Annotated in this window: 14 protein-coding genes; 4 read left to right on the forward strand and 10 right to left on the reverse strand. The window is 63.1% G+C overall.

Annotated features, from left to right (window positions below; all coding sequences use genetic code 11):
* Window positions 1-10: 10 nt before the first annotated feature.
* The 3 genes from V1292_RS28380 to V1292_RS28390 all read right to left on the reverse strand — a co-directional run bounded on the left by V1292_RS28380 (window position 11) and on the right by V1292_RS28390 (window position 2,773).
* On the reverse strand, window positions 11-553 hold the full coding sequence (locus V1292_RS28380; RefSeq protein WP_334375883.1) for a 2'-5' RNA ligase family protein: 543 nt from the start codon (window positions 551-553) through the stop codon (window positions 11-13).
* Window positions 554-630: 77 nt separating this feature from the next.
* Window positions 631-2,352, reverse strand: a complete 1,722-nt coding sequence (locus tag V1292_RS28385; protein ID WP_334375884.1) for a dihydroxy-acid dehydratase domain-containing protein — start codon at window positions 2,350-2,352, stop codon at window positions 631-633.
* Between the two features lie 70 nt (window positions 2,353-2,422).
* Entirely contained in the window at window positions 2,423-2,773 is a 351-nt protein-coding gene (locus tag V1292_RS28390) for a Lin0512 family protein (protein WP_334375885.1), read from the reverse strand.
* 836 nt (window positions 2,774-3,609) lie between these two features.
* On the opposite strand from V1292_RS28390, the gene V1292_RS28395 reads away from it, so the two are divergent.
* The 3 genes from V1292_RS28395 to V1292_RS28405 all read left to right on the forward strand — a co-directional run bounded on the left by V1292_RS28395 (window position 3,610) and on the right by V1292_RS28405 (window position 6,427).
* Complete coding sequence (locus V1292_RS28395; RefSeq protein WP_334375886.1) at window positions 3,610-4,191, forward strand: putative glycolipid-binding domain-containing protein; 582 nt, start codon at window positions 3,610-3,612, stop codon at window positions 4,189-4,191.
* 221 nt (window positions 4,192-4,412) lie between these two features.
* On the forward strand, window positions 4,413-5,066 hold the full coding sequence (locus V1292_RS28400) for a glycerophosphodiester phosphodiesterase (RefSeq protein WP_334375887.1): 654 nt from the start codon (window positions 4,413-4,415) through the stop codon (window positions 5,064-5,066).
* 455 nt (window positions 5,067-5,521) lie between these two features.
* The gene (locus tag V1292_RS28405; RefSeq protein ID WP_334375888.1) at window positions 5,522-6,427 is read left to right on the forward strand and encodes an alpha/beta fold hydrolase; all 906 of its coding nucleotides are present in this window, start codon (window positions 5,522-5,524) and stop codon (window positions 6,425-6,427) included.
* 165 nt (window positions 6,428-6,592) lie between these two features.
* Here V1292_RS28405 and V1292_RS28410 read toward each other — a convergent pair whose 3' ends face one another.
* The 5 genes from V1292_RS28410 to V1292_RS28430 form a co-directional block, all read right to left on the reverse strand.
* The gene (locus V1292_RS28410) at window positions 6,593-6,859 is read right to left on the reverse strand and encodes a hypothetical protein (protein WP_334375889.1); all 267 of its coding nucleotides are present in this window, start codon (window positions 6,857-6,859) and stop codon (window positions 6,593-6,595) included.
* Window positions 6,856-7,605, reverse strand: coding sequence for a DUF899 domain-containing protein (locus V1292_RS28415; protein WP_334375890.1), 750 nt, complete (start codon window positions 7,603-7,605; stop codon window positions 6,856-6,858). Before V1292_RS28415 ends, V1292_RS28410 begins: the two co-directional genes overlap by 4 nt.
* 53 nt (window positions 7,606-7,658) lie before the next feature.
* Window positions 7,659-8,192: an SRPBCC family protein gene (locus V1292_RS28420; protein ID WP_065745122.1), complete on the reverse strand. Its 534-nt coding sequence runs from the start codon at window positions 8,190-8,192 to the stop codon at window positions 7,659-7,661.
* A 4-nt stretch (window positions 8,193-8,196) separates the two neighbouring features.
* Window positions 8,197-8,562 carry an ArsR/SmtB family transcription factor gene (locus V1292_RS28425; protein ID WP_334375891.1) on the reverse strand — a complete coding sequence of 122 codons (366 nt, stop codon included), beginning with the start codon at window positions 8,560-8,562 and terminating at the stop codon, window positions 8,197-8,199.
* Between the two features lie 71 nt (window positions 8,563-8,633).
* Window positions 8,634-9,722, reverse strand: a complete 1,089-nt coding sequence (locus V1292_RS28430) for an adenylate/guanylate cyclase domain-containing protein (protein WP_334375892.1) — start codon at window positions 9,720-9,722, stop codon at window positions 8,634-8,636.
* Between the two features lie 105 nt (window positions 9,723-9,827).
* Here V1292_RS28430 and V1292_RS28435 point away from each other — a divergent pair, with 105 nt between their 5' ends.
* Window positions 9,828-10,283: an SRPBCC family protein gene (locus V1292_RS28435; protein WP_334375893.1), complete on the forward strand. Its 456-nt coding sequence runs from the start codon at window positions 9,828-9,830 to the stop codon at window positions 10,281-10,283.
* Window positions 10,284-10,318: 35 nt separating this feature from the next.
* On the opposite strand, the gene V1292_RS28440 is transcribed toward V1292_RS28435, so the two are convergent.
* Both V1292_RS28440 and V1292_RS28445 read right to left on the reverse strand, forming a co-directional pair.
* On the reverse strand, window positions 10,319-11,017 hold the full coding sequence (locus V1292_RS28440) for a GNAT family N-acetyltransferase (RefSeq protein WP_334375894.1): 699 nt from the start codon (window positions 11,015-11,017) through the stop codon (window positions 10,319-10,321).
* 37 nt (window positions 11,018-11,054) lie between these two features.
* Window positions 11,055-12,026, reverse strand: coding sequence for an SDR family oxidoreductase (locus V1292_RS28445; RefSeq protein ID WP_334375895.1), 972 nt, complete (start codon window positions 12,024-12,026; stop codon window positions 11,055-11,057).
* Window positions 12,027-12,032 lie beyond the last annotated feature (6 nt).

Raw genomic sequence — 12,032 nt, forward strand, 5'->3', positions numbered from 1 at the left:
CCCGTGGCCATCATCCGCACAGGCACCATCGCGCAAGATGCCGATGGCCCCTCTGGCTGTGCACGAGCACGAACTCTGTCACAGTCCAGACAACCGGTTCGATCGGATACTCATCCACGCTGCGCGCGTCATACAGCAACGTTACGTGCGGCGTGAAATTCATATTGGCGAGCCGCCTTAATCCTCTGCGCGCCATCGCGACACCAAGCATTTGCCGAAACGACTGCAACCGGCACAATCCCTTCTCGCCAATCAGGACAAACGGACGATTGCCCGGCCCCCCGCGGAAACTTAACGTGCGATCGAACGAGACCTCGAACGGTTCGGTCCGCAATTCCGTAGCCGCCTCGCACGCAGCACAAAGCTGGCGGTCCGGCAGACCATCCAGCGAAAATAGCGAAACGTGCAGCCGATCTGGCGCGATGAGCTTGCCATTGAAGCAATGGGCGCGCTTGAGCACGCCCGCCAGCCGGTGAATTCGCGCTGCTGTGTCCGCATCGGGAAAAGCCGCGAGGAATGTTCGGCCACTACTGGAGCTTGCAAAGCCGTCCATGATAGCGCGGAACAAATCATAAACATAAGATTGTGGCAAGGCTCCAATGCAACTCGTTCAGGCAAGTTCCCGCAGCCTCACAACACACACCCGTAATGCGCCGAGGACACCAGACGGATGTACTTGTCGTGCACCGATCCCGGTCGCACCGCGGCCAACGAAGCCGGCGCGCGCCAGTCGGCCATGCGGCGGATGATCTCTTCCGCTGACACTTCGAGATTCACGGTGCGGGCGCCTGGGTCGATGACTATCGTGTCACCGTCGCGCACCGCAGCGATCGGGCCGCCGCGCGCGGCTTCCGGCGAGACGTGGCCGATCAGGATGCCATGCGAGACGCCGGAAAAGCGCCCGTCGGTGATCAGGGCTACGTCCTCACCGAGACCCTGTCCCTGCAACTGAATGGTCAGCATGACCATTTCCGGCATACCGGGACCGCCCACCGGGCCGACATTGCGCACGACGATGACGTTGCCCGGCACGATCTCGCCGGCGCGGATCGCGGCCATCGTATCGGCCTCGGACTCGAACACGCGCGCGGTGCCGCGAAATTGCCCCTTCTCGAGGGTCTTGCCCGATAATTTGAGCAGGCAGCTCTCCGGTGCGAGATTGCCCTTCAGGACGCTGATGTGATTGTTCGCCGGCGCGATCGGTTTCGACACCGGAAAAACGATCTCCTGCGGCGGCATCTGCTCCAGCGTCGGAACATCGGCGAGATTTTCGGCCAGCGTCTTGCCGGTCACCGTCATGACGTCGCCATGCAAAAGGCCCGCGCTAAGCAGCTCCTTCATGACGACTGGCACGCCGCCGATTGCATGCAGGCTGCCCATCGCGAACGGGCCGTGCGGCTGCAAATTGGCGAGCAGCGGGACGCGCTCGCCGACTTGCTGGATGCGTTCGATCGTGATCGGCACCTGGGCCTCGCGCGCGACCGCGAGCAGATGCAGGTACATGTTGGTCGAGCCGCCCATCGCATAGATGGTCGTGATCGCATTTTCGAAGGCGCGCTCGGTCATGATGTCGCGTGGCCGGATGCCCGCTTGCATCAGCCGGTACAGGGCGTCGACCGAGGCGCGGGCCTGCACGCGAACATCGGCGTGAATATCGCTGCCGGCGTTATAGTCAGCGGAATGCGAGGCGCCGCGCGGCAGCATCATGCCGATCGATTCCGCGATCGTGCTCATGGTGTTGGCCGTAAACATCGCGCCACAGGTGCCGCTGCCCGGCATCACGTTGCGCTCGACTTCCAGCAGCTCCTCGCCGGAGAGGCGGCCGGACTCATTGGCGGCGCGCGCCTCGGCGTAATCCATGATCGTCAGATTGTTACCTTTGCTCGCCCATGCACCGAACGAAACGCGGCCCGGCGTGCTGGTGCCGGGATAGAGCACGAGGCCGAAAGCATTCGTCCGCGCCAGCGGCATCAGCGCGGCAGCTCCCGTCTTGTCGCAGCCGGAGATCACGATCATCGCATCGCCGTGGTGCGCGTAATGACCGATCTCGAAACAGTCGGCAACGACATCGCGCGATGCGAGGCTATAGCCCGCCGTCGGCGTGCCCTGCGTCAACGCATCCGACACCGCCGGCGCGCCGACGACCAGCCCCTGCCCGACGCGCTCGGCAAGAATTTCCACCAGGAGATCGGTGATGGCGCGAACGCGGTTGTTGCAGCGATGGGCATTGGTCCAGGCGCTGGCGATGGTCACCACCGCGCTGGTCTGCGCGGCGCGGTCCGGGTCGAATCCGGCGGCGCGCAGTTCGACACGCGATCGCTTCCAATAGGTGCTGCTGTCCTGCGTTGTCATCGGGTGCTCCAGGTCTTCTGATTGATCGCACGGACGTCGGCGTCCGGCCTGATTGGCACTGAAACAAATTTCAGCCGGTCTTGCCGTCGTCAAAACTGACAATCACCGCAGCATTGGCGATGATGATGGAGTCGCTTCCGCTCTCAGCAGGAATTTCCAGCCCGCCCCTCACCGCCGTCACATTCACCGCGCCGTAAGGCAGCTCCTTTGCAACGGCTGCAGTATCGACCCCGCTCGGGTCTGGAACCGCGACGGTAACCTCCACGAACATATCGTTGGCGGTCTTTCCCAGCATCCGGAAAAAGCCGAGGCTGGAGTGGCGGATGGCGTCCGAGACGGCGCGCTTGGCGGCTTTGGTCGCATCGCGTCCGTGAACGTCGACGCCCATGCCCATTTCGGTGATACAGCGAACGCGTGCCATCGGGTTTCCTCTTGTCGTTTGTCGCGTGATCGTTTTCGGTGAAGCCTTCTGTCAATCCTCGCTTACGGCCACGGCGTCAAGCCGCGGCGCAGAAATGCGCGACGGACATGCGCATGCATCTCGCGGCGCGATTTCGCCCGAGATATACGGAAATCTCGGCGCCCTGAAATGAGAGGGCGCAGGGAATGCCGGGTGCTTTGCTGCACCCGCGGTCTCGTGTGCAAATGCACTTAAGAAATGCGCACACGAGCATACAGGTACAGCCGGAGCAGCCCGGCATTCCCTGCGCGATGGGTTGACGGCTTATGCCGCGCTCTCCCTGGAGACGAATTCCTCTTGCCTCCATCGCCGACAAATTAGCGATTCATCGAACCCGGTCGGGTTTCGAAGAACCTCCGCCGACTTGACACCAGCCACGGGTGCCAGGACCACACGGTTTTGCCGTACGCAGCTTCCTCTGCCAGAGACTTCGACCAGCCAAGTGCGTGCCAGCCGAAGACCTAACGGAGGCGTTTAAGCGCCGTACGTCCTGCGCGCTGTGTTCGCTCACGGCAAAACCGCCCTGCGATCACATCCACGCGCCCGACGCTGCCGCGTCCACCGCAACCCGCCCCAACGTTCGTGACGATGGCCAACGCCCCTCTTCTCGGGACGGGATGGCCAGAGTTTTACCGGTGATTTGGGTCTGGCGCGAAGCGGAATATTTTTGATTCCAGGGCTTGACGTGATTTCTGAAAATCAGAAGTGATTTGCCGCATCGGATGTCAGCATAATTCGTGCAGGAACCGATATCGGTCAAAATCGTTTTCGGTCGGGGTCCAATTCGAGGATCAGTCTTGCAAGGCGATTCCGAAATTCTGTTCTGGCGCCGAACGGACGTCGCCGGGCTGGAGCGATTGACGCTCCATACTTCCGCTGACGCGGTCTTGGCAGAATCGACCGTGATCTGCGTGGAGGACGGCGGCTTTCGCCTCGACCACCGATGGAGACTGACGCCTGATTGGCGAGCTCAATCGCTGGACGTAGTCCGATGGGGCGGCCCGGGCGGCCACGCTCACCTCACACTTGAGCGGACCGATGGCGGGTGGTGCGTTAACGGCCAACGACGTCCCGATCTCGATGGTGCGGAAGAGCCCGACCTTTCGGTCACCCCCTTCTGCAACACCTTCCCTATCCGCCGGACACCTGCCGGGGCCCGGCAGAGTCTCACGCTCGATACCTGTTTCGTGGACGGTGCGGCCATGACGATACAGCGCTCCCGTCAACGATACGACCGGCTCGGTCCGGATCGGGTGCGTTACGTGGATCTCGGCGTCTCGGCAGGCTTTGAGGCCGAGCTTGAGGTGGATGATCGGGGTCTGGTGCTTCGCTATCAGCACCTTTTCGAACGCGTGCACCCTGAGCTTTGTCGTTCTTGACCCGAATGCGAAGTCCGGTGCGCTCTGAGATTGTCGGCTTGTAGGGGTAGGCTGGAAGCGACTGTCCGACTTTCCGGACGGCGCCTTCCCCAAAGCCGGCTGTCGGTGACGTCGCCTCTTGGCCCGACGCCAATCATGGGTCAACGTCGGGGCTGCGGATTGACATTTCTCTCTGCGGGGAGATTGCATGGCGCGCGCAGCTTGGCTGTACGGACCTCGTCATGAAGCTTATTGCGCACCGTGGATGGTCCGCGGGTCCGGGTGAAAACTCGCTCGCCGCATTCGCACGTGCCGCCCGAGACAGCAGAATATCTGGCGTCGAATTCGACGTCTGCCTTGCAGCGGATTCCGACACATTGGTGGTGTCACACGAGCCGCCGCGTCATGTCGAGAATGCGCTTACCCTCGATGCGGCACTGTCGCTTCTTTCACCAACTGACCTTGACCTGTTTGTGGAGGTGAAGGAGACGGGACTTGCCTCTAGAGTCATCGAGAGGCTGGTTGCCAGCAACGTGGCCCGTCGCTCGGTCGTATTTGCCTTTGCCGCCGTCGCAAGATCCTTTCCGTGGGAGGGTGCGCGACCGGTGCGCCTGGGCATCATCGTCATGTACCCGTGGAACCTGAATCGTGCGGTGCGCAGGTATGCGCCGGATGTCCTCCTGCTCGGCTGGGACGCGCGCGCTTGGACGCGAGTCGCTTTTCGCGCCTGGTGGTCCGTTTTCTCACTTGAGCAGCTTGCGCGACGCCACCACGTGCCGGTTGTGGTAGGAATCGTGCAACGCATGGACGACCTTCATTGGCTCTCGCGGCAGCGCCTCTACGGGGTGGTTGCCGACATCGGTCGCACTATTGGCCGCAGCGCCAGACCTGATTAGGCCGGCGCAAACCCGTTCGTCGCCCGTGAACTATTCGAAAGCAGCTGACAAATCGGCCCGATCTGGCGTGGGAAACCGGTTCTTTCGGTGACGTCGCCTTCTGGCCCCCTTTGAGACATGCCGACGGACGACCAGAATGTCTGTTTATCAGGGTAGACCGGAAGTGATGCGCCGGCGGTGAGGATGACGCGAATGACCCCAATCTGACATAGGTCGGAATGAAATCCCGTAGCGCAGCAGTTCCCTCCGGCTCTTCGGGTCCGGCCGCGCTGGCATCTAGGTGGCAAGTTGATATTGTCGAATTAGCTGCTCAATAAGACGAGATGGCCGACATCTCGAACCAACAGGCAGCGTAATCTCGTCGGCAGGCATTCACTCGACAGCACACGACGTCCTTTTGGCCGGTGCGAGCGTGGATTTCGCGCGTGCCCACGCGCGTCCGAAGGAGCATCATCATGAAACACAAGCATCTGACCGCAGTCATGCCTTTGCTGGTTTCTCTTCTGATCCCTATCACCGCGATATCGGCGTCAGCGGCCAAAGAAGTCGAGGTCAACGGGGTCCGCCTGCAGTACGTCGATCACGGGTCGGGTGAGCCGATCGTCTTCGTGCATGGGGTGCCCTCCGACCTTCGCTCGTGGGAGCCGGTCAGAGAGGGGTTCGCTAAGAAGTATCGGTTCATCGCCTACACCCAGCGATATTTCGGGACGAGGCCGTGGCCCGACGATGGGAAAAACTTGACCGTCGCGACCCTGGCGGACGACCTTGCCAAGTTTATCGCGACGCTCAATGTGGGACCTGTTCATCTCGTCGGCTGGTCCTACGGCGGTCAGGTTACCACGACCGCAGCAGTGAAGAATCCCTCGTTGGTCCGCAGCCTCATTCTGTATGAGGCGAGTGTCGCTTCGATGCTGCCGACAGACAGCGCGGAGGGGAAAGCGGCGCGCGAGGACCGCGCCAAGTTGCTTGCCCCGGCTATCGCAGCGGCCAAGGCAGGTGACGCTGTTCAGGCTGCCAAGCGACTACAGGAGGCTGTGTTCCAACTCCCGCCCGGCGAGTTCGACCGCTTGCCGCAGGACTGGCAAACTCGCGTGCTGGACAATGCGAGGACCCTGCCGCTGGTATTTTCAGCTTCGCCACCGCCGGTCATCACCTGTGACATGCTGAAAAGTTTCGCCCGGCCGACGCTGGTCATGCATGGGGAGAAGACTCAAGCCTTCTACGCATTGATCGCTGAGGCGATAGGCAAGTGCGTGCCGAGTGCCCAGTTGGTCGTTCTTCCGAATGTCGGCCATGACGGGCCGCGTCGTGATCCGGCAGCGTTCACCGCTGCCGTTGTCGAGTTCTTATCGAGCCGTTGAGTAAGCACTCCGCAGCGTCTTGAGCTGGTCCGCTCGTGGCCCTTCTGCGACTTCGGGCTATGTCCGCTGTTCCGCCGCTGTTGAGGGTTGAGCGGACATCAGTCAGTCGCGTAAATGAGTGCACGCCCTAATTTCGCACACCCGATGACGTCGCGCTGCCCGGCTTCATCGGCGCGAGATCAGCTTCAGCCAGGGCACCGAATGGAAGGCGCTCATCAGCAAGTACATCGGGACCATACCGCCCACCGGCGATGCGTTTGCAGCCGAGCAAAGCGGATCCAGCGGACCACCGCCCACCACGGCGGTAAGCAGCGCCATGATTGCGAAGGTCGGCGCGGCCGCAAGCGATAGCCATCTGACTATGCCGGCCGCGGCGCCTTCGTCATCACAGCTCGCCGCGCAGGGCGCATTGCTGTGAGAGGCCTCGCTCATCCCTTCGTGCCTGCGCCCTGCTTGCGGAACGCGGCCTCTCCGGCGTCCGACACCTCGACCCACCTCTTGTCGGGCGCTGCGCCTTCGACGTAGCTGTCGTGCCAATTCCACCATTTGTAGGTCGGAGTCTGAGGATATCCTTCGGGCGAGTCCTCCCAGACCTCCTGGCGGCCGAGCGGCGTGATGTCGAGGTAATTCCAGGTGCCTCCCATCTGCTCGTCGCCGCGGCTCTTGATGAAGTAGGTGCGGTAGATCTTGTTGCCGTCGCGGAAGAACACGTTGGTGCCGTGCCATTCGCCGACATCGAAGTCGGTATCGAAGCTGTCGGTGATGGTGTACCAGGGGATCAACTCCCATCCCATTCGCTTCTTCAGGCGCGCGATGTCCGGCTGCGGCGCGCGCGAGGCAAACACGAGCGTGGTATCGCGGGCGTTGAGATGGGCGACGTGGGCGACCTGGTCGGCCACCATCGAACAGCCGCGGCAGGCATGGTCGGGCCAGCCGAACACGCCGGGCTCGAAGAAGGCGCGGTAGAGAATCAACTGATGACGGCCCTCGAACAAGTCGAGCAAGCTCGCCTGGTCGTTAGGTCCCTCGAACCTGTACTCCTTCTCGACGGCCAGCCACGGCATTCGACGGCGTTCGGCGGCGAGCGCGTCACGGGCGCGGGTCGCGGCCTTTTCCTTCACGAGCAATTGCTGGCGGGCTGCTTCCCATTCCTGTGCCGAAACGGTGTGAATCTGCATGGCTAACCTCCTGTTTGTTGGGACGTTCGTTACTTGAGCTTCGACTTGCAGCGTCAGGCCGGCAGACGCGCGTCGTATTCCTTCATGAGGCCGCTCCAGCCATCCCAGAACGGCGCCGGCTCCTCTCCGCTCGCACGGGCGACCAGAACATCGAGATGCATGTGCCAACCGGCCATGTGCTTGAGCAGCGTGGCGCGGTCGGGGAAGCGCCGATGGATGACCGTGAGCAGCACGCCCTTACCTTTGGGCTCCAGTTCGAACGTGACGTCACCGGTACTGTTCCAGGTGATCGACAATTTTCGGGGCGGATCGAATTCGGTAATCCGGCTCTGCATGCGATGCTCGCCGCCGAAGCCGGCCGGGCGCTCGCCCGGCGGGTCCGTCAATTCGTCGTTGCGCCAGACGAGTTCGAAGGGCGCGCCGACCTTCGTGTCCATGTCGCCTGCCGCCATCCATTTGCGGCGCAACTCGCTGTCGGTGAGATAGGCCCAGATGCGCTCGATCGGGCCGGGCAGCAACCGCTGGATTTTCAGCGTCGTGGGCTCCGGCAGGCTGCCGTACGCGTCGGGCTTTGTCGTTGAATTCATCGCTCTACTCCGTCACCGATTTTGATCTGGATTTTGATTTCGCCCGATCCTCTTCGCGCAGCAGGGCTTCCAGCCTGTCGAGCTTTGCGGTCCAGAAACGCTCGTAACGCTTCAGCCATGCATCGGCTTCTGCGAGCCGCGCCGCCTCGAGGCGGCAGAGATGGGAGCGACCGTGGATCGTGCGTTTGACGAGACCGGCGTTCTCCAGCACCCGCACGTGTTTCGAGGCGCCGGCGAAGCTCATGTGAAACGGCGTCGCCAGTTCCCCGATCGTCAGTTCCCGTTCCGCCAGACGACCAAGCATCGCCCGCCGCGTTGGATCCGCAAGCGCGTGAAAAACCGCGTCGAGATGGGCACTACGTTCAACCATGTGGTTTAACATAGTCGCATGACGCCAATTGTCAACCAATCGGTTTAACGTTTTCGTGATGAGATTTGGGCCTAGCCGTCCGGCACGGTGTACACGGCGCAGGGCGACGCAATGCCGCGCAGCGCATGCGTTCCCAGCGGGATCAGTTTTGTGGTGGTTTCGGCGGCGAGTGCGCCTGATATCAGCACCGTTCGGCCGAGCGGCCGACAAAGCCCTTCCAGCCGGCTCACCAGATTGACCGCGGGACCGATCGCCGTGAAATCCAGCCGGTCGGCCGCACCGACGTTGCCCCACAGAATTTCTCCGAGATGCAATGCCACGCCGAACGACAGCGGCGGCAGCCCCTGCTCTCTCCGTGCGGCGCCGAGATGCGCCATTCCGGCCTGAGCGGAAGCTGTGGCCCGAAGCGCAGCGTCGCAGGCATCGCGGGGAGATGGGCCGGTGACCGGAAAGATCGCCAGCACACCGTCGCCGATGAACTTCAACACCTCGCCGCCGAAGGCATGGACAGCGCCGGCAATGCAATCGAACCAGGCGCCGAGCGCGGCAATCACCGCTGCGGGAGGCTCGGCCTCGGACAGTGCCGTGAAGCCGCGTAGATCGGCAAACAGCAGCGCGGCCCGGATCGTCTCGCCGACCTCGCGCCGCAGTGGCCCCATCAGCACGCGCGCGGCGCTCCGCTTGCCGAGATAGGCTTCGAGCGCAGCGGTCACGGTCGCGCGCGCCGAAAGCGCGGCGAGCGGCGCTGCAGCGAAGCGGGCGGCATCGCGCAGGCGATCAGCCTCCGCTTGCGTGAACGGCCGCGGTCCGATCCAGCCAAGCATCGGCCCGTCCGATCCCGGGCTGACATTATCTTCATGCACCGCTCCGCCTGCGAGCCCGGCCAACCAGCTCCGGCCGGCGTCGCCGGACAAATTCCCCGCCGCTCCGAATCCCGCCGGAGCAAACCCCACGGCCTCGATCACCGCACCATTCTCGGCCCGCCATAGCCAGGTCCGGCGCGCGACGATCGGATGCGGCACGGCGAGCGTCAGCGCTCCGCCGGCGAGCAGCACGCCGTCCTCGATCAGGCGCGTGCCGAGTTCGGCGAGGAACCGGTCGGCGCCCGGCGAAGCGCTGGCTGCATCGACCAGCCATGTCAGCGTCGAACTCAGTTGCATGGATCGATCATGCGGCAGCGATGTTGCATTGTCACCCACGGCGCTTAACTTAGGCACTCGCTGGTTGTATCAGCGTGTCCTGCCCAACGACCCACGAGGCTTTCGATGACTGAATCGTTTGTGCTCCAGCGCGAGACCCACATCGCCGCACCCCGCGCCAGCGTGTTCGCCTTCCTGACGGACCCTGAGAAGATCGTGCAATGGATGGGCAGCGAGGCCGTGACGGAGATGCATCCAGGCGGCATGTACCTCCTGAAAGGCGTCGGCAGCTCCACGGCGCGCGGCGCGTTCCGCGAGGTCGTGCCGGTTCACCGTCTCGCCTACAGCTTTGGCTGGGAAGGCAACGAGGAAGTGCCGCCGGGATCGAGCCTGATCGAGATCGATCTGATCGAACGGGACGGCGGCACGCTATTGCGCATGACCCATAGCGGCCTGCCCACCGAGGCAACCCGCGACGCCCATTCCAAGGGGTGGGCGCATTATCTCGACAGGCTGACCAAGGTAGCCGCCGGCCAGGACCCTGGACCGGACCGCGGACCGAGTGGCACACGCAACGCGTAAGAATGGTGTCGGTCAAGGCGTGCATCGCTGGACGATCAGTCCTGTTTCTTCAACACCGTCACGTGAAGACGGCGGCGGATTTCCATCCCCTGCCGCCGATAGAGCGCGATGGCCGAATGATTGTTGGTGAAGACGTGCAGGAACGGAATTTCGCCACGCGATACAATCTGGCGCGAGATGGCGGATAGCAGCATCTGTCCGTAGCCGCGGCCGCGATGGGACGGATGCACGCAGACGGCGGTAATCTCGGTGTATTGAGCCGGCTTCATCCGCTCACCGGCCATCGCGACAAGCTGGCCGTCGACGCGGATGCCGAGAAAGGTGCCGAGCTCATGGGTCCGCGCGCTGAACGGGCCCGGCTTGGTGAGCTCGGTGAGTTCGACCATCGCGGGAACGTCGTCGACGCCGAGCGTAACGATATCGACGCCGTTGGCCGGTGTTTCAACCGGCGTTCCAATCATCTGTTCACCGGTGTCCGCCAGCGCAATTCTGAATTCGGCAGGCGGGTTCACGGGATCCGGCGTGAACAGCACGGCGATGTCCTGCGACGACATCAGCCCGGCGAGCACAGCAAAGCTTTCAGGCGACATGTCCGCCATCGCTGCGAAGGGCGTGATCTCGGTCGGATAGCGCCGCGCGCGGGCATCGCCTTCGGCCAATGCCTGATGCGTAGTCGTGAGCGCCGTCCAGATCGGATAATCGAGGGGATGGCTGGACCTGTCGTGAACGGACATCGGACTACCTTCGTTCTCACTCAATGGCGCGACAACTTTAGCGATAATCACTGACGTCGGCTACCTTGCCGCCCTCCCGGACCTCGGCGGTGTAGCGCCAGATGTCCGGTCGCGAGCCGTCAATATCGGTAAAGCCATAGTGACGGGCGAGTTCGCCGGAGCTGACCGATTTCTGATTCCACCTGCCGCGATCGGGATCTGTGGCGAGCGCAGCCACGGCGCGGCCGACATAGCGCGGCGATTCCGACAGCGCGAAATCGGGCGGCGCCTGGTGCCTGCCGCCTCCCCGCTCCGCCAGCGCCTCGCGCCAGTTCGTTTCGGTAACGCCGAAATTCTCCAGCATCATCTCGGAGCGCAGCCATCCCGGCGTGATCGCCACCGCCGTGGCCCCGTGCGGTGCGAGTTCGTGGCCTTGCGAGTAGGCGAGACGGTTCACGCTCTGCTTGACGAGGTCGTAGAACACCGAGATCCGGTAATGCTGTGCATTGTAGTCGGCGGTGCCGTCGGTGACTTCGACGAGCAGGCCGCCAGCTTTCGCGACCAGCAGCGGCAGCAGATAATGCGATGTCACCAGATGCGTCTCGATGCCAAGCCGCAGAATCCGCAATCCCTTTTGCAGGTCGAGCTTCCAGATCGGCGTATTCCATTCGGCGGGCCCGCCCTTCAGCCGTTCGGCGCCCCAGATGTCGTTCACCAGCACGTCGATGTGGCCATGCTCGGCGCGGATACGCTCGGCCAGCGCCGCGACCTGCAAAGGTTCGAGATGATCAATGGCGATGGCGACGCCTTTGCCGCCGAGGCTGGTCACGAGTTCGGCCGTCTCCTCGATCGTCTCCGGCCGGTCATAATCCGATCGCGTTGGAGCATCGGTGCGAGCGCTGCTGCGGCCCGTGCAGATCACCGTCGCACCCGCCTCTCCCAGCGCGGCGGCAATGCCGCGGCCGGCGCCGCGCGTCGCGCCCGCCACCACGGCGATACGTCCGGCAAGCGCGCCTTCTTGTGAGACCACGCTCAT

Source organism: Bradyrhizobium sp. AZCC 1719, assembly GCF_036924525.1.
Classification (GTDB): Bacteria; Pseudomonadota; Alphaproteobacteria; order Rhizobiales; family Xanthobacteraceae; genus Bradyrhizobium.

Excerpts from the sequence above, each read along its gene's own strand:
- V1292_RS28380 (WP_334375883.1), bottom strand. The coding sequence starts at position 553 with ATGGACGGCTTTGCAAGCTCCAGTAGTGGCCGAACATTCCTCGCGGCT.
- V1292_RS28385 (WP_334375884.1), bottom strand. The coding sequence starts at position 2,352 with ATGACAACGCAGGACAGCAGCACCTATTGGAAGCGATCGCGTGTCGAA.
- V1292_RS28390 (WP_334375885.1), bottom strand. The coding sequence starts at position 2,773 with ATGGCACGCGTTCGCTGTATCACCGAAATGGGCATGGGCGTCGACGTT.
- V1292_RS28400 (WP_334375887.1), top strand. The coding sequence starts at position 4,413 with ATGAAGCTTATTGCGCACCGTGGATGGTCCGCGGGTCCGGGTGAAAAC.
- V1292_RS28405 (WP_334375888.1), top strand. The coding sequence starts at position 5,522 with ATGAAACACAAGCATCTGACCGCAGTCATGCCTTTGCTGGTTTCTCTT.
- V1292_RS28410 (WP_334375889.1), bottom strand. The coding sequence starts at position 6,859 with ATGAGCGAGGCCTCTCACAGCAATGCGCCCTGCGCGGCGAGCTGTGAT.
- V1292_RS28415 (WP_334375890.1), bottom strand. The coding sequence starts at position 7,605 with ATGCAGATTCACACCGTTTCGGCACAGGAATGGGAAGCAGCCCGCCAG.
- V1292_RS28420 (WP_065745122.1), bottom strand. The coding sequence starts at position 8,192 with ATGAATTCAACGACAAAGCCCGACGCGTACGGCAGCCTGCCGGAGCCC.
- V1292_RS28425 (WP_334375891.1), bottom strand. The coding sequence starts at position 8,562 with ATGGTTGAACGTAGTGCCCATCTCGACGCGGTTTTTCACGCGCTTGCG.
- V1292_RS28430 (WP_334375892.1), bottom strand. The coding sequence starts at position 9,722 with ATGCAACTGAGTTCGACGCTGACATGGCTGGTCGATGCAGCCAGCGCT.
- V1292_RS28435 (WP_334375893.1), top strand. The coding sequence starts at position 9,828 with ATGACTGAATCGTTTGTGCTCCAGCGCGAGACCCACATCGCCGCACCC.
- V1292_RS28440 (WP_334375894.1), bottom strand. The coding sequence starts at position 11,017 with ATGTCCGTTCACGACAGGTCCAGCCATCCCCTCGATTATCCGATCTGG.